Below are 17,906 nucleotides of genomic sequence, written 5' to 3'. Positions count from 1 at the left end.
TATTCGGAAAATATTTGAAATGAAAACGATTACGTGAGAGAATGAATGAAAAAGCAGGGAGTGACGCTAGTGGAACTTGCTTCAATAACGCCGGAACATCCTTTTTCAGAACAGGACTTCGAGTATACTGCACTTTTGCCAAGTTATCGCGTCGATCTACGAAATGCTAGAAACGAACAGTTGGATCGATTTCTGAACGCCAATGTTGTGAGTGACTGGTCGCAGCTGTCATGGAAAGAGATTGGTAGGCCTTTTGAAGTAAAAAAGCTTGCGAAGGAACGGAAAGATTGGGAAAGAGAGCACGAGCAGGATATGCCTGTTAAAACGTCCTGGGAGTATTTCAATCGATCTTTTCATAATCTGTTTATGCAGGACGTACCTGCTGAGCAGCAGCGCTTGAAATCCTCTCTGAAAGATAGCTTCAAAGGTTTCCACCTTCGTGACATTAAGCAAGGTCTCGGGGAGATGGCGCGTCTATCCCTGTGGAACTACGTTCACCGTATTGAAGATGGCATCTGGGATCCGCGCGGAAAACGAGCTCTTTTTGAGGGATTGGATGTGAAGAATCCTCGTATTCTCTTTCTCGGGGCGGCTGAAGGATATGAAGCGATGCAGCTTCACGCCATGTATCCTGGCGGAGAAGTAGTCATGGTCGATTATGATGCTTTCTGTAAGACGGATCGGTTTGCGCATTTTCCGAATACTTATCCATTCCTTGGTACGAATCCCCAAACGGGCGCTCCAAAGGTTTGGTACAAAGACCAAATGAACATTACGTATCTTGTAAAAGATATCCGGGAGCTTGATTTTCATAAAGAGTTTGATATTGTTCTGAGCGTTGGTCTTCTTGAGCATGTCCCTGATGAACATAAGCCAGCCATACTTGAGTGGCATCGAAAATTCGTGAAGGATGATGGGTATGTGGTCATGACTACACCGCGGAATCAGATGAAATCGAGAATCTATTATCACGTGATGGCCGATATGATGAACCATACGTATCGCGAATTAATGGATATCCGCCAGATGGGGCTGTATGCCTATGAGAACGGGTTTGATATTGTCAGGCATGGGTTTATAAAAGTTCACAATGGCATTATCGCAAGAGCGCGTTAGTAGCCTTACCATCCTAACTATGGTAAAAGTGGGGTGAAGTAATCATTAGGAGGAATTTGATGAGTGTCCATTCTTTTACTGCAGAAACGCTTCAAGGAAAAGAGGTTCCGTTATCTGAATACAGTGGGAAGGTCCTTCTCATTGTAAATACGGCAAGTAAATGTGGTTTAACACCACAGTATGAGGGGCTCCAAGAATTGTATACGTCTTTAGAAGATAAGCCGTTTGAAATTCTTGGTTTTCCTTGTAATCAATTCGGCGCTCAGGAACCAGGCTCAGAGGAAGAAATTGAAGAGTTTTGTTCGATCAATTACGGTGTAAGCTTTCCAATGTTCGCGAAAGTGGACGTGAATGGAGAAGACGCACATCCATTGTACAAGTACTTAACGAACGAAGCACCTGGTGTTCCACACGAAGATATTCCATGGAACTTTACGAAGTTTTTGATTGATCAAGATGGTCAAGTCATCAAGCGCTTTGAGCCGAAAACAGAACCATCGTCTATTAAAAAAGAGATTGAAGGAATGCTCTAAAAAAGGTTCGAATGTTGTCGAAACGGGGTATATCATTTTTGAGGTGATCTCGAAATGAAATGGTGGATTCCGTTTTGCTATATGATTGGCACTTTTTCAGGAGCGATGTTCAGTGGCTGGGACATGGACCGTGAATGGGATGTGTTTCCTTCATTTGCAATGGCAATCACAGCATTTTTTATAAGTCTACTATACATCGTCGTTCGCGGCATCGTTCCAAAAGTCTTAGATCAAAAAACCCTGCGCAGCTAGTGCACAGGGTCTTTTTCTATGGTGTTTTCTGTGGTGAATTTCCGCTTCAATTAGCTATGATTTGAGGTTTTCTATAGAAAAATCTTTTAAAAGAAATTTTCGTATGAGAGGTTACACTTAGCTGATTGGAGCGGAAGGAGGCTCAGCGCCCGCCCCGCGGAAAGCGAGCATCCTGGAGCGGAAATTAACCCACTCATATAGCAACAATTTTTGAGAAAAGAACCTTTCAACAACTAAATGGAAACGGGTGAAAAGGAGGCTCGGCAGGATAGAGAAATTCAGATTTGTCTTGTTTCCATTTCCATGCGGCATAAGCAGCGAGACAGGCATCGAAGGAGTGGGACGATTGAAGCACATCAGTTGGTATGTCTTTAACACCGTCTTTTTCGAGAAACGCTTTAAGGTTGTGACGAGGATCAATTTCTAATTTATAGGTTAAGACAGAAGAGAGGTCCGGCGAACGTAAACCAACTGCAGCTCCTGGATGAACTTCAACAATGCTAGCAGAGGTTGTGCTTGATAAGCCTCTTGAAAGCGTAATTCCTCGTAGCGTTAAGTAAACCATTCGCGTCATGGTAGGGGTCATTATCGATCCGCTTTTCATTCCTTTTGCGATAATTTCTTTCCTTAGAGCACGATCGGCTTTCCGATCTCCTCCGCCAGGTTGATAGGAGAGCGGCGCATCAATGCCGATGACGACTGAGTCTGTTTGCTCTTGCAACAGCTCGTAGATCTCCTCATCTGTTGCCCCATTAACGATCTGTTGGAAGGTAAGGTGCGAGTCTTCTCCTTTAAAGAAAGCGAGCGACGTTTCTTTTGTATTGGACGGCCCGGATAGGTCAATACCTACATATATGGTCATACGGATTTCTCCTTCAGAGTTTGTTTAAGTACACATTAAGTTGAAAACGGGTTCATGTAAACCATCTACGTACGTTATAATGAAAGAATAGAAACGGACTGATATATATGGTGGAACTAAAACAGAAAGTATTTAAATTTGTAGGTGGGAGAATTCTGAAGACGGGTCTGGCAGCTTTTTTGACAGCCTGGATTTGTGATGCGCTTGGATTGCCAGTTCTATTTGCGGTCATTACGGCAATTGTAACAGTTGAGCCAACGGCATCAGATTCGATTAAAAAAGGAATCGTGCGTTTTCCAGCCGCCGCAATCGGTGCCGGGTTTGCCATGTTGTTTGAATCTTTTCTTCATCAATCTCCCTTCACATACGCGCTAGCCGCGACCTTCACACTTATTGCGTGCCACAAGCTTGGTTTGGATGACGGTATGCTTGTTGCAACGCTTACTGCAGTAGCGATGATCCCAGATACTTCAGGTGATTACATGTCTTTATTCGCCTTTCGTCTCAGTACAACGTTAATCGGAATTGTTGTCTCAACCGCAGTAAACTATTTCGTGATGCCCCCAAAATTTCATACGATGATCAACGAGGGTGTCGAGCGACTCTATCATAATGCGGGTGATTTACTTGAGCAAATCATTGCAGATTTGCCGCATGCTAGAAAACAGACGCTTGTATACCAACGTTTAAGTCGAGATCTTGAACGGACGTATAAATTAATCTCCTACCAGCGAGAGGAATGGAAGTACCGAAGACACAGCATGCATGACGTTCGTAGCTTTTCAGTCGTTCTAAAGAAGCTCGAATACTTGCAGAAAATCCTTTATCACCTGGGCAATATGTTGTTTACAGATACAAGAAAAGGAATGGTTGAAGAAGACCATCGCATTATATGCGAGGCGGGTCATTCAATATCAAGAGCATTTCATAAACCGTCCAACCAGCTTACCCAAAAGCATTTGGAGAGTATCGAGAAGTTAGACGAGTTGTTTCATCGACTCGATAATGAGCGAACAGAAGTGGATGAGCCACGTCATCATTTTACTGGGAAGATGATTATTATTTTTGAGCTTCTCTCTTTAAATGATGTGATTGATGACCTCTGCACGTTGGAAGAAAAAGAAGATCGATATAGCAAAAGGGAGCGATCGCGTTGACCTTATTATTTGAAGAGAAATGGGACAGGACAATTGCTCCAAGTGATCGGAAAATGTTCCAGACCGTTTACGAACAGAATCCTATACAAGAAGGAAGATTGGAGTTTGTTCCGGTTAGGGCTGCTTTCAACCATCAAGGATGCGTACTTGCATCTGTTTGCATTCTAAATGGGAGGGACGACTGGCGATTACAAGATCGCTTGCTTTGTTACAAGGAGGACGGTGACGTATTGGCTGAGGGGCGTTTCACGCATAATCTGCTTGTTCCTTCACAGACAGCCGTCCCATGGACATTTATTTTTCAACCCAACTCGTTTATTCGACCACCTTCTCTTCATACTTGGGGAATTTCATTAAAAAACAATCATAAGTAAAAAACATCTGCACTCAACTGATTTTCTCTTTTGTTCGACAATATTCCGTAAGGTTTAGTAGTCGAATAAAAGCGGATTAAGTAGAACTGTAGGTGTTTTTGTTTTATAACAGCCATTTGTGAATACAGCTGTTACAGCGTCCCGTACCATTTAATGAAGCAATATGGTATAGTGAATTTGAAATTTTCTAATTATTGAGGTGGGGAGTTGGCATGGGAAAGAAAAGACTACTTAGTTTATTCGTAGCTGCACTATCACTAGTGATGGTAATCGGAGCTTGTGGGGGATCAGACGAAGAAGCAGATGGATCACCTTCAGAGCTCAGTTTACTAACAGGTGGAACAGGTGGAACATACTTCCCACTCGGTGGAGAGCTTGCTACTATTATCCAAAATCAAACAGACAACGAGAGTGCGAATGTTGAGTCTACTGGCGCGTCTGTTGAAAACATGCAAATTCTCCAAGATGGAGAGGGTGATATTGCTTTTACCCAAACAGATATTGCAGCATATGCCACAAAAGGTGAATTAATGTTTGAAGATGGCAAAGTGGATAACATCCAGGCGATTGGAACGCTTTACCCTGAAACCATTCAAATTGTCACACTCTTGGAAAGTGGCATTTCCTCAGTAGCTGATTTAAAAGGTAAGAAAGTATCAGTTGGTGCTCCAGGTAGTGGAACATATGCGAACGCAGAACAGGTACTAGAAATTCATGGTATTACAATGGAAGGCATAGATGCCCAACACCTTGCGTTTGATGAATTAACTGAAGGTATTCAAGAAGGTACGATTGATGCTGCCTTTATTACGTCTGGAACACCAACAGGTGCAGTTGAAGGACTTTCAGCTATAAAGCCAGTAACGATTATTCCAATTGAAGACGATAAAGTTACTCAACTAATTGAAAAATATCCTTACTATGCTGAAGATACAATTAAGAGAGGAACATATGGCCTTGAAAATGAAGTCAAAACGGTTGCAGTACTAGCGATGCTAGTGGCACGCTCAGATCTAGATGAAGATTATGTGTATCAAATTACGAAGGCGATCTTTGATAATTCAGATAAGATTACGCATGCAAAGGGTGAATTTATCACAGCTGACACAGCTCTAGAAGGTGTTGGAATCGATCTTCATCCAGGTGCGAAAAAGTACTTTGATGAAAAGGGAGTAGAGTAACGGTCCTGTAAATTTTTTAGAAAAGGATGTGATGGACTCAGGTGAAAAGCCTGCGTCTTCTTACTATGAACCCTTCTAATTCCACAAAACAATTTTTCTTTCAAATTAGTGTAGCACTTGTGCTTATATTGATTATTTTTATGTACCCATTCTTTCCAGTCATGGCTGTTGAAAATGGAGAATCGGGGAAGGTTATTGCTTATATGCCATTCGAAGATGATCCTTCTAGTTTTGATATTCGCTACACTCATTCCGTTCATAAAACACCTGTGCAGGAGTCGTATTATATTGCTCAGTCAGGGGAAATCGTGCAGTATGAACTAGCCTATGAAACGTTTGGTGTCGGAATGCCTTCAAATGCAGGGGAAGGTGAGCGATTTGTGCAAGATGAGGATGGTTATAAGATTAAAGATATGAATCGACAATTTCCCTCCATTGATCTTAGAACAGGTAAGGTTGTCGCAAACCATATTCTTCTTGTACAGGGTAAAGAAATTGAACTAAGTACGTTTATTAAACCTGGCTCCAGGGTGCATCTAGAATCAGCATCGATTAGCTTATGGCAATGGATGAAAGGAGTTAATGTTCTTGAACAGTAACCGTCTTTCAACTGTATATAGCGATCTTTCTAGTATTTAATGCACATGAAAGGATAACTAGGAGACAGAACTTGTTAATGCGTAATGAGCTGCTCACATTTATGGGCGGCTTTTTTTATGAGAAAAAACGTGACAGTATGCGGATTCCAGGTAGAAGAAGAGTGTGATATGATGTAAGCGTCGTCATAAAAAGAAATTGATTTAAGAAAAAGGACTTCACTGCTTTTTATCGAAGTGGAACCTGTTAGCTTATACTCTGAAGGAGGATCACAATGGATTATCGTATTGAACGAGACACAATTGGAGAAATCAAAGTACCAGCAGATAAAATGTGGGGTGCCCAAACGCAGCGGAGTAAGCAAAACTTTAAAATCGGTATCGAACAAATGCCGCTTGAGGTTGTAAAAGCATTTGCGATTCTGAAGAAGGGCGCAGCACTCGCGAACCAACGTCTTGGAAAGCTTGAAGATGTGAAAGCAGATGCCATTGTGAAAGCAGCGGATGAAGTAATTAACGGCGAGCATAATGAGCATTTTCCGCTCGTAGTGTGGCAAACCGGTAGCGGTACGCAGTCCAATATGAATATGAATGAAGTAATCGCTTATCGAGCGAATGAACTTTTACAAGAACAAGGAAGCGAAGCACGCATTCATCCGAACGATGATGTGAATAAATCTCAGTCTTCTAACGATACATTCCCAACAGCACTGCACGTTGCTGCAGTCCTATCTGTTGAAGACCATCTCTATCCAGCTCTTATTGAACTAAAAGAAACCCTTTATCAAAAAATGCAGGATTATGATCATATTATCAAAATTGGCCGTACACACCTTCAAGATGCAACGCCACTTACGCTCGGTCAGGAAATCAGCGGCTGGCACCGTATGCTTGTGAAGTGCGAAAGCATGCTTCTAGAAAGTGTGAAATACATGAAGGAGCTTGCAATCGGTGGTACAGCAGTTGGTACTGGACTGAACGCACATCCGAAATTCGGTGACATGGTTGCTGAAGAAATTAGCAAAATGACAGACAAGACATTTGCATCAGCGGAGAATAAATTCCATGCACTTACAAGTCACGATGAAGTGGTTCATGTTCACGGTGTTCTTAAAGCGTTGGCAGCAGATCTAATGAAAATTGCTAACGATGTACGCTGGCTTGCAAGTGGACCGCGCTGCGGCATTGGTGAATTGAACATTCCAGCTAACGAGCCTGGAAGCTCTATTATGCCAGGGAAAGTGAACCCAACACAGAGTGAGGCACTTACAATGGTTGCAGCACAGGTAATGGGGAATGATGCTACGATCGGTTTCTCAGCAAGTCAGGGGAACTTTGAGCTGAACGTCTTTAAACCTGTTATCATTTATAACTTCCTGCAGTCTTCTCGTTTACTTGCAGATGGGATGAAGTCCTTTAACGATAACTGTGCAGTTGGTATTGAGCCAAACGAAGAAGTGATTCAAGATTACTTGAAGAACTCGTTAATGCTTGTAACGGCCCTTAACCCGCACATTGGTTATGAAAATGCTGCGAAGATTGCGAAGAAAGCGCACGAGAATGGCACAACGCTTCGCGAATCGGCTCTTGAGAGCGGGTTATTAACTGCGGAACAGTTCGATGATATCGTTCGTCCGGAAGACATGATTGCACCAAAAGAATAATGCGAAAAAGCGGGGTCGCTGAGATCCCGCTTTTTCGTTGTCCAACTGCAGCAGCCCAGATCCTCCGGCTGTTTCACGCCTTAGATTGAGACAAAGAGCGTCTCATTCTAAAGAGCTCCAACATCCTACGGATCTTAACGGGCTACTTACGCTTTTCGTGTCCAGCTGCAGTAGCCCAAATCCTCCGGCTGTTTCACTCTTTAGATTGAGACAAAAAGCGTCTCATTCTAAAGAGCTCCAACATCCTATGGATCTTAACGGGCTACTTACGCTTTTCTTTCAGGAGTGGAAAGCGCTTACGCTTTCCGAGGTAAAATAGCCATGACGCCTTTGTAGATCAAGACAAGTGCAAATAATAGCGCTGCTACAAAGCCAACAACTTCGAAGACTGGATTGAGACTAGACAAGAATGAATCAGCCTCAGACAGACGAACCAAAGCAAAACCAGCAATCATAGCGGCTACGAAAAGCAATGTTCGATCCAACATATCAGCACTCCCTTTGAAAGAAATATTTTTATTGCCCTACAAATATATGCAGCGAAAAGAGTGGGAAGACCCCTATCTGTCCTCTTTTTGAATTTTATTTTTAAATGAATATAAAAGGGGGTCAGGCGCGAGCCTGACCCCCTTCACACACATTTGTCTTTCTAGAGCGGACTAAGTGAGTGCACTATTTTTTAGTTGGCGACGGAATCCAAGAGTGAGAGACGTCTATATAAGTGAAAGCTTTGGTGAGGTGAGAGATGTGAGTCAACAACAGGTGGAATGGCAAACAGAAGAAGGGTTTCGACAGGTGGTTCATCATTATGGGAACGCACTGTATGCTATAGCTTACAGTATCCTTGGCGATTACCATCTCGCGCAGGATGTTGCACAGGAGGCGTTTATTAAAGCATTCCTTAAACAGGAAACCCTAGAGGATTCTCGTAAAGTGGGAAGCTGGCTAACGAGTATCGTTCGAAATATGAGTCTAGACTGGAAGAGAAAACGAAAAAGAATGGTTCGTGCACTTGAGGAATCTTTTAAGGAGAAAGAGCTATTACATCACTTTGAAGATGAAAATCTTGAGCCCAATGAAGTGGTGTGGCAGGCTCTAAATGGTTTGAATGAGGACGTTCGGACACCTGTCGTGCTTTTCTATATGGGTGGTTATTCCATGGTTGAAATCGCGTCTATGTTAGAACTCACAACGTCAGCTGTTGAAAGTCGTATTCGCCGAGCACGAGCTAGAATGAAAAAGGAGCTGATTGAGATGGTTGAAAAGAAATTGAATGAACAAAATGTTGGAGAAGAATTCGAGCGGAAAGTATTTAAAGAGCTACGCCTTCGTAGTGCACTCTTTGACCAGGTTGAGTTAACGAATGCCAATTTCATGAACTCTAATCTGGCGCAATCCATTTTTTCTGATGCCTATATGGTAGAAGCCACCTTTACGAATATGAATATGAGCGGCATATCATTTCGTGACATTGATCTCAGCGATCTTAAAATTGAAGATGCACAAATGGGAGGGGCGGTGTTTCGGAATATAGGTTTGCCACCAGAGGACCATTTTGCAGCAGGGCGAAGAGAAGAGCACCTCCCGCTTCTTTTTGAAAACTGCGACCTTCATGGTAGCACACTGACGGATTGTAATTTGAAGGGTGTTAAGATTGAGAAATCGGATTTAGAAGGTATGACAATTGATGGAGTAGAGGTAGAAGAGTTACTGAAGGTATATCAGGCGAGTAAGAAAAATGAATGAAGTTTTAATGCTTTAACGTAATGGGGGTCAGGCTCGAGCCTGACCCCCATTATTCATCAATGTGCTATTGATTTCACTAAAGTAAGCCATAATATGTTCAAGACCTAACATGAAAGGGTATAACGAAAGTAGAGCAATTATATCAGGAGGCGATCGAAATGAGTTCAGAACAACTAGGTGTTAAGCAAGGAAAATTAGCTCCCTGTCCAGATAAACCAAACTGTGTAGCAAGTCAGAGTACGGACGAGAAGCATGGAATGAAACCAATTCCTTATACAGGAACTGCTGAAGAGGCAGTAACCAAGTTAAAAGCCATCTTATCCAATCGGGATCGTACGAAGATTGTAGAGACAGACACGCACTACATACGTGCGGAGGAAACGTCTAAGCTCATGAAATTTGTAGATGACATTGAATTTTACATTGATACAGCGAGTGAACACATCCATTTCCGCTCCGCTTCACGTAAAGGATATTCGGACTTTGGCGTTAATAAAAAGCGTATGGAAGAAATCAAGGAAGCTTTCCAGAAATAAAGAACAGGTGCCGAATCGGCACCTGTTCTTCTACTTTTAGAACTCATCTGCTTCGTCGTCTTCTTCTTCAAGCGTATCTTCGTTCTCGTCTTCCCGTTCGTTTTCGTCTCTTTCTGAAGAAAGAAACCAACCCCCTAGCGCAATGGCAACGAGTACACCCCAGAAAGTGATTTTCCAGGCTGGCTCTTTAGGGAAGTCTTCAGCAAGAATGCCAAGATTTGGATGAGCAAGTGTGTAGATAGCAAGTTTCACCCCAACCCAACCAACGATGACGAAAGCAGCTGTTTCCAATCCTGGTTTGCGGTGAAGCAGTTTAACAAAATAGTTGGCAGCAAACCGCATAATGATAAGACCGATAATACCCCCTGTAAGGATAACAGCAAACTGACCACCGTCCATGCCACCGACTTTAGGCAGGTTCGTGTTCGGGAGTGTGAGAGCTAATGCTACTGCAGCTAGAATGGAGTCTACCGCAAACGCAATATCAGCAAGCTCCACTTTTAAAACAGTCGTCCAAAAACCTGAACCTTCTTTCGGCTTTTTCTTCTGATTATCTTTTTTACGATCACCAAGAACAAATTTTTTCACAATATGATTTAAGCTGAGAAACAGGAGATAGATTGCCCCGATCGCCTGTACCTGCCAGATATCAACAAGAAATGAAATGATAAAGAGGGAGCCAAAACGAAAGACAAATGCTCCGCCTAATCCATAAAATAGTGCTTTTTTACGTTTTACTGGATCGAGATGCTTTACCATAATTGCCATTACGAGAGCGTTGTCTGCAGCAAGCACACCCTCGAGACCAATTAGAACGAGGAGCACCCAGCCATATTCCAGTAGAAGACCAACATCCATGTGTATCTCTCCTTTAATACTATGTAGTATCCCCAAATTGAAATGTCTTTACTAGAAGAGCGTGGGGAGCAAAAGTCCTTGATAGCAATGAATTTGAATGCGTTTTGCGCTATTCTGTAGCAAATGGAATAGGTACCAATTTCTTACCCTATTAACAAAATGAAAAACGCATTCGTTTTGAAATCGGGTTAAAATGGTATATCGTAGAACATGGAGGTGGTAACATGCGTTTATCAAATAAAAAAGTCATTAGTCTTGTTCATCATGAATATGAAGACCTTGAACTCACATACCCTTATTACCGCTTGATTGAAGAAGGCGCAACCGTTCACTACGTTGGGGAAAAAGCTGGCGAGAAGTATATCGGAAAGTACGGTGTACCTGTCGTATCCGACTATGCGTATGACGACATTAACCCAGCTGATTATGATGCAATTCTTGTACCAGGAGGCTGGGCACCAGATAAGATTCGCCGTTTCCCTTCTGTTCTGAAAATGGTGCAGCATATGGAAGAAAACAAAAAGCCAATCGGACAAATTTGCCATGCGGGATGGGTGCTGATTTCTGCAAAAGTACTTGAAGGTAAGAAAGTCACAAGCACGCCAGGCATCCGAGATGACATGGAAAATGCCGGTGCAACGTGGATTGATGAACCTGTCGTGATTGACGGTCATCTCGTATCTGCTCGTCGCCCACCAGATCTACCGCAATACGGAAAAGCGTTCGCAGACGTTTTAGCTAATTCTTAAAAAAAAGCTCACTCCTGTCCTTAGGAGTGAGCTTTTGATTATTCTGTCACTCGCTCTAATTTCCCAGTAGCAGGGTCAATCACAAGTCCGTGAACAGGTGTGTTTTTCGGAAGAAGAGGATGATTTTGAATCACTGAAACGCTATCGTTTACACCCTCATAAACGGTTTTAAAGCCTTTAAGCCATGAATGAAGGTCAATCCCAACGTGCTTTAAAGAAGCGACTACTTCTTCTGTCACGTTTTCCTCCATTTTATGTATAAGCGCATCAGGATCGACTTTCCCATTGCCACAATCATGGTGGCCGATAACCCAAACTTCTTCAGCTTGAAGTTCATAAACCGCAATCAGAAGGCTTCGCATAATGCTATCAAATGGGTGGCTAACGACTGCACCGGCATTCTTTACGATTTTCACATCACCATTTTTTAAATTCATGGCACGTGGAAGTAATTCAACGAGACGTGTGTCCATACAAGATAGAATGACAACCTTTTTATCAGGAAGACCTGTAGTTTCGAAAGGTTCGTACTCTTTGTTCGCAACAAACTGTTCGTTAAACTTTAGTACTTCGTTAAGTGTATCCATTGTTTAATCTCCTACCTTTTATAATTTTGTTCATTTACGCTTTGATTTGGTACACTTGTGATAAAGATCCTTCAATTTAAAGGAGTTTACCGACATGAAAGATATACCAATTGATCAGCTGGTTCATCAAATGAATTCTCGTATGAAACAGCTAACGTATAACGTTGAAGAAAATGACGCAGATGTGGATGGCATTCGCGAAGAGCTCATTGCCATCAAAACCTATTGTGACATGTTGATACAGGCATCGGAATCAAAGCCTAAACGAAAGACTCAACCGCTCGCACAGCAGGCGCGACCACCACAGGCACCAGTTCAACAACAGTCTCTCTCTTCAAAACCGATGAAAGAAGAAGATGCGAACGAGGAATCCATCTTCGACTTCTAACGTGAAGCCGCTAATGAAGCGGCTTTTTTTTGTGTCAAAAATCTACACGCCGAAAGCAGAAGGGTAGACAACTTCTCCATTTACCTCTTTCAGAGAGTCTTTCTTAAGTTCTCTTACCATGAATGAATCTCCTGCATTGAACGGTCCTGTGATGTTCTTTTCGGAAGCCGGAACAAAACCGAATTTCGGATAATAATCCTTATGACCAAGAACAACGACATGTCGGTAGCCAAGAGATGTTGCCCTCATCATGCCATCCTTAATAAGCAGATTGCCAACACCTTCATTTTGCAGTTCAGGCACTACGGCAACTGGCGCAAGAGCTAGGGAAGGGATCCGTCCTTTTTCTGTGAGTATTTCAATTTTGGTGAAAAGGATGTATCCGACAGGTTCACTGCGGTTATGCAGTGCAACAAGCGATAGCTCTGGAATGAAGCTTTCAGAGTCCTTAATTCGATTCACAAGCTGGACCTCATCTTCTCCGTTAAAGGCTTCCCTTAAAATCTTCAAAATCGCTCCATGGTCAGCCGCGTTTTCCTCACGAATTTCAATCATATGTGTCCCTCCCCATGTCATCTCTTATTTTTTCAAAAATGAAAATAAAAAGCAACTTAAAAGAAGAGCCCTCGAGGAAACGAGGACTCTGAATGTATATTGTTAGCTTCCTTTTGTAAAGGATGTTGTTTTCATTAAAAAACTACACATTTAGCTGAATGGAGCGGAAATTATCCCTACTCTTATAGCATCAATGTCTGCGAAAAACAGTTTATTGGAAAAACGGATATTGACGGCGTTCTTGCTGAACAGAAATCCATTTCACAGTTGTGAATTTATCAAGAGCCCATTCTCCGCCAAATCGACCGAGACCGGATTCCTTTTCACCACCGAATGCCATATGCGCTTCATCGTTAACCGGCTGGTCGTTAATGTGAACCATGCCTGTTTCAATTTGATGAGCAATCTGAACACCGCGGTTTAAGTCGCGAGAATGAACAGAGCCACTAAGACCATATTGAGAAGCATTCGCCATTTCAATCGCTTCTTCATCTGTGCTGAATTTTAGAATTGGTGCAACGGCACCGAAGATTTCGTCTTTCGCAATCGGCATGTCATTCGTAACGTTCGTTAGAATAACTGGATGCATCACGTTGCCTTCCACTTCGCCACCATAAATTTTCTCAGCGCCTTGTTCAAGAGACTTGTTAAGCGATTCTTGAATACGCTCAACAGCATCTTTGTTGATAAGTGGACCAACAGCTGTTTTCGCGTCAGCTGGATCGCCAACTTGTAGGGAAGCGACTTTTTCTTTAAACGCTTCTACGAACTCATCATGAATGCTTTCGTGAACGATAATGCGGTTAATGGCCATGCAAATTTGACCTTGATGCAGGAATTTACCGAATGCGGCAGATTCAGCGGCCTGATCGATATCCGCATCGTCCATCACGACAAAGACGTTATTACCACCAAGCTCTAGAGCTGTTTCTTTAATGTTCTTCCCAGCAAGCTCGCCGATATGCTGACCAACTTCCGTTGAACCTGTGAAAGAAATCAACTTCGGAATTGGATGTGTGACAAACGCATCGCCAATCTCAGAACCACGACCGGCTACAACGTTTAGCACGCCTTTCGGTAGACCAGCTTCTTCAAATAGCTCTGCAATTAAGAAACCAGCTGTTACAGGTGTCTCTGATGCAGGTTTCAATACAACGGAGTTACCTGTAGCAATCGCTGGTGCAACGGAACGCATGGAAAGGTGAAGCGGGAAGTTCCACGGTCCAATAACGCCGATTACGCCTTTCGCACTTTTGTAAATGCGGTTTTCTTTACCAGGTGTATCAGAAGGTGCAATTTGACCTTTCATACGATATGGGAAAGAGGCAGACTCTTTCACAACGCGAGCAGCTGCTGCCCATTCGACATTTGCTTTGATCTTCGTACTACCGGACTCTTTAACGAGCCAGTCGATAATTTCTTCTTTCCGTTCGGTCATTAGTGCCGCCACTTTATCAAGAATTTGCTGACGCTTGCCAGGTGTTGTCTGAGCCCAAGATTTCTGAGCTTCTTTCGCGACTTTATATGCGTGATCAAGATCTTCTTCAGATGCTGATTGTAATGTAAATAATTCCTCACCGGAAAATGGATTATAATTTGTTACAGTTTTGTCGCTCGAACCCGTAACCCATTCGCCGTCAATAAATTGCTTTGTATATGTGTTAGCCATGAATAATCCTCCTTTGGTGTATGTTAAAGAAGGTTCCCGCTTGTTAAAAGAAATAAACCAAGCAGTATGCAGAATGATTTTCCAACATACAAAAAGCTCGGGAAGGACAAATTGATAGTAATCCCTAAAGAAAGGAGGGAGACAGAATGCCGGAACAATTCCCGATTTTTTATCCAGCGGAAGCTGATTCCATAAAAAATGCACATGATACCTATAACGTTTATGTTAACGATGATTATGTGGGCAATAAAATTTTGTTCTCTCATTGTGAAAAAATTGAAGATCTAAGCGACTATCTTAATAATAAAGGCTTCTATAACTTCCAAGCGGAGGTTGAAGGAGACCACTATCGCCTGCAAATGACCGAACAGGATCAAGGTGAGCTTGTGAAGGATGAGCTTCACAGCTACCTGCACCTTCGTTAAGTCATCCGACTCCAAATTCGAAGCTTTCGTTCGAGCTGTATGGCGGCTTCTTGAGCTTCTTCAACGCTAACTTCATTAAAACGAATCGTTCCACCGGGCGGAAGCTGTGCGATTAAAGGCAAATCAGGACCGATGACCGTTCCGATTCTTGTATAACCGCCCGTCGTTTGGCGATCGGCGAGAAGAATAATCGGCTGACCGTTTCCAGGGAGCTGGATTCCACCAATTGGCACAGCATCAGAAATGACATCGCCATCATGATTGGTTTCAAGATCTGAGCTAAGGCGATACCCCATTCGGTTCGATTGAGGAGATACTTCATGGGTAGAGGAGAAGAAACTTTCCACTACGCTTTCCGATATTTGCTCATGATGTGGTCCTTTTACAACTCGAACTTCAACATGACGAGCATACTCAGGAATCTCGGTGTAATATAACCCGGTTCCTGTTTTTGATTTCTTAGGATCACCATAAAGTTCATCGCGTGCTTGAAGTCTACGTCCTAGTCCTGCAGGTTCATAAACAGATGTGCTTCCCATATATTCTGCTGCTTCAAATCCTCCAGAAACCGTGATGTATGCTCGAACCCCCTGTCTCGGCTTTCCGAATTCAAGCACTTGTCCTTTTTTAATCAGAACAGACTTCCAGAGCGGAATCCGCTTACCGTTAATCATCGGTGATAGATCTCCACCTGTTACCGCCAGTACGAACGTTTCCTGGGCAATAAGCTCTGGTCCCTGCATTGTGACTTCAAGACCTGTCGCCCCTCGCGCGTTCGCAACAAGAATATTACCAACTTCAAGAGCAAAGCGGTCAAGTGCACCGGACGTTGGTACTCCGTACTTCATATATCCCGTTCGTCCTAAATCCTGATAGGTCGTATACAATCCTGGTTTCTCAACTATAAATAAGTTCACAAGTTTCCGATCCTTTCCATGACGATGTTTTCTTCATCAAATCTTTTCCGAAGTGCTTTAATAAACGCAAGCGCAGATGGCTCGTCTCCATGCACGCAAACCGTATCTGCCTCAATATCAATGATCGAGCCATCAACTGCCGTCACTTTGCCTTCCTTTACCATCGTAATCACCTGATCGATCGCCGTATGTTCATCACGAATCATCGCATTCTTTTCAACCCGAGGCGTTAGTGTACCATCTGGCTGATACGTACGGTCTGCAAATACTTCTGATGCGTAAGGAAGTGCAGCGTCCTGTGCAGCGCGAATCAGTTCAGAATTCGCAAGTCCAAACAGAATCAACTCTGGATCAAAATCCTTCACTGCCTGAGCAATTGCATTCGCAAGCTCAGGGTCTTTCGAAGCCATATTGTAAAGCGCTCCGTGAGGCTTAACATGTTGAAGACGCACATCATGAGCACTGCAAAACCCGTGCAGTGCTCCGATTTGATAAAGAACAAGCGTATACGCCTCTTCAGGTGTCACGTTAAGATTCCTGCGCCCAAATCCCATTAAATCAGGAAATCCAGGATGCGCACCAATCCCAACGTGATGCTCCTTCGCCCATTTCACCGTTTTATTCATAATGTGAGGGTCCCCTGCGTGAAAACCACACGCTACATTAGCCGATGAAACAAGCTCAAGAACAGACTCATCCTGCCCGATCACATACGTTCCAAAGCTTTCGCCAAGATCACTGTTTAGATCAATATGAAACGTCATTTCGTTTCCTCCTTACGTTCAAGCTTGTAAGAACCTTCGTCAATTTCTCGTTTTATTTGTTTGAATTCTTCTTCCGTAATCGATTTAAACCGTAAATAATCACCTTGCTCAAGAAGAAAAGGGTTATCTCTTTCAGGATCGTAAAGGCGAAGCGGCGTACGCCCAATCAGGTTCCAACCACCAGGTGATTCGAGTGGGTAGATGCCTGTCTGACTGCCTGCGATGCCAACTGATCCCGCAGGTACTGTTTGCCTTGGTTCATCAAGACGTGGCATGGCGATTTTTTCGTCAAGACCGCTAAGATAAGGAAAGCCAGGTAGAAAACCAATCATATTAACGAGATAGTCTCCGTTTGTATGTAGTGAAATAACGTCATCAGTATTCATCTTCTTGGATTTGGAGAGTTTATCAAGATCAGGGCCGTACTCTCCGCCATAAAGAGTTGGAATGGTAACGATGGTTTTGGAGTTGCCAGGCTGATGATCGATTTCAAGAGCTTTTTTCTTAAGTAATTCTGTAAGCCGTTGATACGTATAAATCCAAGGATCATAATAAACGGTGACAGAGTCATAAGCAGGAACCCATTCGATTATTCCTGGATCTTTTAATGAGAGATTCGTACAGAATGCTTTAATTGTTTTGTTCAAGGATTGAGAAACGGCTTGATGAAACGATACCTTAACGGCAGCTTCTCCAAGCGGGTGAAAGGTAATTGACATGAATAACGCTCCTTTCTACTAATAAGAGAGTACGTTAATACTGGCATGTGTTTTTTTATGGCTTTTTGCGAATTGTTGCTATAAAAGTAGTGGTTGATTTCCGCTTCAGGATGCTCGCTTTCCGCGGGGCGGGCGCTGAGCCTCCTCGGCGCGCAAGAACATCGCGCCTGCGGGGTCTCACCTGTCCCGCTAATCCCGCAGGAGTCGAGCACCTTCCGCTCCAATCAACTCGATATGAGGTTCTCTATAGAAAAACCT

Annotated in this window: 22 protein-coding genes; 13 read left to right on the top strand and 9 right to left on the bottom strand. The window is 43.1% G+C overall.

The window, feature by feature from the left end:
* Positions 1-45: 45 nt before the first annotated feature.
* Genes JI666_RS08320 through JI666_RS08310 form a run of 3 tightly spaced genes read left to right on the top strand, consistent with a single transcriptional unit; the run spans position 46 to position 1,901 of the window.
* Complete coding sequence (locus tag JI666_RS08320) at positions 46-1,116, top strand: class I SAM-dependent methyltransferase (protein WP_206890673.1); 1,071 nt, start codon at positions 46-48, stop codon at positions 1,114-1,116.
* Between the two features lie 59 nt (positions 1,117-1,175).
* Positions 1,176-1,649, top strand: coding sequence for a glutathione peroxidase (locus tag JI666_RS08315; protein ID WP_206890671.1), 474 nt, complete (start codon positions 1,176-1,178; stop codon positions 1,647-1,649).
* A 54-nt stretch (positions 1,650-1,703) separates the two neighbouring features.
* A complete protein-coding gene (locus JI666_RS08310) occupies positions 1,704-1,901 on the top strand; it encodes a hypothetical protein (RefSeq protein WP_206890670.1) in 198 nt (65 codons plus the stop codon).
* Between the two features lie 226 nt (positions 1,902-2,127).
* Here the strand turns inward: JI666_RS08310 and JI666_RS08305 are convergent, their stop codons facing one another.
* Positions 2,128-2,763, bottom strand: coding sequence for a DUF429 domain-containing protein (locus JI666_RS08305; protein ID WP_206890667.1), 636 nt, complete (start codon positions 2,761-2,763; stop codon positions 2,128-2,130).
* 107 nt (positions 2,764-2,870) lie between these two features.
* Here JI666_RS08305 and JI666_RS08300 point away from each other — a divergent pair, with 107 nt between their 5' ends.
* The 5 genes from JI666_RS08300 (at position 2,871) to fumC (ending at position 7,735) form a co-directional block, all read left to right on the top strand.
* Positions 2,871-3,920 (top strand): FUSC family protein, encoded by a 1,050-nt coding sequence (locus JI666_RS08300; RefSeq protein WP_206890659.1) that lies wholly within the window; start codon positions 2,871-2,873, stop codon positions 3,918-3,920.
* Positions 3,917-4,294, top strand: a complete 378-nt coding sequence (locus JI666_RS08295) for an SLAP domain-containing protein (RefSeq protein WP_206890657.1) — start codon at positions 3,917-3,919, stop codon at positions 4,292-4,294. The genes JI666_RS08300 and JI666_RS08295 overlap by 4 nt, the downstream gene beginning before the upstream one ends.
* Before the next feature lie 212 nt (positions 4,295-4,506).
* Positions 4,507-5,475: a TAXI family TRAP transporter solute-binding subunit gene (locus JI666_RS08290; protein WP_206890656.1), complete on the top strand. Its 969-nt coding sequence runs from the start codon at positions 4,507-4,509 to the stop codon at positions 5,473-5,475.
* Positions 5,476-5,516: 41 nt separating this feature from the next.
* Positions 5,517-6,074 carry a DUF1850 domain-containing protein gene (locus tag JI666_RS08285; protein ID WP_206890655.1) on the top strand — a complete coding sequence of 186 codons (558 nt, stop codon included), beginning with the start codon at positions 5,517-5,519 and terminating at the stop codon, positions 6,072-6,074.
* Between the two features lie 272 nt (positions 6,075-6,346).
* Entirely contained in the window at positions 6,347-7,735 is a 1,389-nt protein-coding gene (gene fumC / locus JI666_RS08280; RefSeq protein ID WP_206890654.1) for a class II fumarate hydratase, read from the top strand.
* A 296-nt stretch (positions 7,736-8,031) separates the two neighbouring features.
* Here fumC and JI666_RS08275 read toward each other — a convergent pair whose 3' ends face one another.
* On the bottom strand, positions 8,032-8,223 hold the full coding sequence (locus JI666_RS08275; RefSeq protein ID WP_136946591.1) for a hypothetical protein: 192 nt from the start codon (positions 8,221-8,223) through the stop codon (positions 8,032-8,034).
* Between the two features lie 259 nt (positions 8,224-8,482).
* Between JI666_RS08275 and JI666_RS21900 the strand changes: the two genes are divergently transcribed.
* Entirely contained in the window at positions 8,483-9,481 is a 999-nt protein-coding gene (locus JI666_RS21900) for a sigma-70 family RNA polymerase sigma factor (protein ID WP_206890653.1), read from the top strand.
* A gap of 158 nt (positions 9,482-9,639) precedes the next feature.
* Entirely contained in the window at positions 9,640-10,017 is a 378-nt protein-coding gene (locus tag JI666_RS08265) for a DUF1499 domain-containing protein (RefSeq protein ID WP_206890652.1), read from the top strand.
* Between the two features lie 36 nt (positions 10,018-10,053).
* Here the strand turns inward: JI666_RS08265 and JI666_RS08260 are convergent, their stop codons facing one another.
* Entirely contained in the window at positions 10,054-10,875 is an 822-nt protein-coding gene (locus JI666_RS08260; RefSeq protein WP_206890650.1) for a MeeY/MeeF family manganese export membrane protein, read from the bottom strand.
* A gap of 224 nt (positions 10,876-11,099) precedes the next feature.
* On the opposite strand from JI666_RS08260, the gene JI666_RS08255 reads away from it, so the two are divergent.
* Positions 11,100-11,624, top strand: a complete 525-nt coding sequence (locus JI666_RS08255) for a type 1 glutamine amidotransferase domain-containing protein (protein WP_206890648.1) — start codon at positions 11,100-11,102, stop codon at positions 11,622-11,624.
* A 38-nt stretch (positions 11,625-11,662) separates the two neighbouring features.
* Here the strand turns inward: JI666_RS08255 and JI666_RS08250 are convergent, their stop codons facing one another.
* A complete protein-coding gene (locus JI666_RS08250; RefSeq protein WP_206890646.1) occupies positions 11,663-12,211 on the bottom strand; it encodes a beta-class carbonic anhydrase in 549 nt (182 codons plus the stop codon).
* Positions 12,212-12,305: 94 nt separating this feature from the next.
* Between JI666_RS08250 and JI666_RS08245 the strand changes: the two genes are divergently transcribed.
* Entirely contained in the window at positions 12,306-12,599 is a 294-nt protein-coding gene (locus tag JI666_RS08245; RefSeq protein WP_206890644.1) for a DUF5327 family protein, read from the top strand.
* A 42-nt stretch (positions 12,600-12,641) separates the two neighbouring features.
* Here the strand turns inward: JI666_RS08245 and JI666_RS08240 are convergent, their stop codons facing one another.
* Both JI666_RS08240 and JI666_RS08235 read right to left on the bottom strand, forming a co-directional pair.
* The gene (locus JI666_RS08240; RefSeq protein WP_206890643.1) at positions 12,642-13,154 is read right to left on the bottom strand and encodes a GNAT family N-acetyltransferase; all 513 of its coding nucleotides are present in this window, start codon (positions 13,152-13,154) and stop codon (positions 12,642-12,644) included.
* 211 nt (positions 13,155-13,365) lie between these two features.
* Positions 13,366-14,823 carry an aldehyde dehydrogenase family protein gene (locus tag JI666_RS08235; protein ID WP_206890642.1) on the bottom strand — a complete coding sequence of 486 codons (1,458 nt, stop codon included), beginning with the start codon at positions 14,821-14,823 and terminating at the stop codon, positions 13,366-13,368.
* Positions 14,824-14,969: 146 nt separating this feature from the next.
* Here JI666_RS08235 and JI666_RS08230 point away from each other — a divergent pair, with 146 nt between their 5' ends.
* Positions 14,970-15,248 carry a hypothetical protein gene (locus JI666_RS08230; protein ID WP_136946600.1) on the top strand — a complete coding sequence of 93 codons (279 nt, stop codon included), beginning with the start codon at positions 14,970-14,972 and terminating at the stop codon, positions 15,246-15,248.
* On the opposite strand, the gene JI666_RS08225 is transcribed toward JI666_RS08230, so the two are convergent.
* The 3 genes from JI666_RS08225 to pxpB are packed head-to-tail and all read right to left on the bottom strand — an operon-like array spanning position 15,245 to position 17,648.
* Positions 15,245-16,165: a 5-oxoprolinase subunit C family protein gene (locus tag JI666_RS08225; protein ID WP_206890641.1), complete on the bottom strand. Its 921-nt coding sequence runs from the start codon at positions 16,163-16,165 to the stop codon at positions 15,245-15,247. The two genes, JI666_RS08230 and JI666_RS08225, sit on opposite strands and share 4 nt — an antisense overlap.
* Positions 16,162-16,929 (bottom strand): LamB/YcsF family protein, encoded by a 768-nt coding sequence (locus JI666_RS08220; RefSeq protein ID WP_206890640.1) that lies wholly within the window; start codon positions 16,927-16,929, stop codon positions 16,162-16,164. The genes JI666_RS08225 and JI666_RS08220 overlap by 4 nt, the downstream gene beginning before the upstream one ends.
* On the bottom strand, positions 16,926-17,648 hold the full coding sequence (gene pxpB / locus JI666_RS08215) for a 5-oxoprolinase subunit PxpB (protein WP_206890639.1): 723 nt from the start codon (positions 17,646-17,648) through the stop codon (positions 16,926-16,928). The genes JI666_RS08220 and pxpB overlap by 4 nt, the downstream gene beginning before the upstream one ends.
* Between the last annotated feature and the right edge of the window lie 258 nt (positions 17,649-17,906).

This window comes from Bacillus sp. NTK071 (assembly GCF_017303315.1).
GTDB lineage: Bacteria > Bacillota > Bacilli > Bacillales > Guptibacillaceae > Guptibacillus.
The sequence above is the reverse complement of the archived record's forward strand: the minus strand, read 5'-3'. Positions and strand labels throughout refer to the sequence as shown.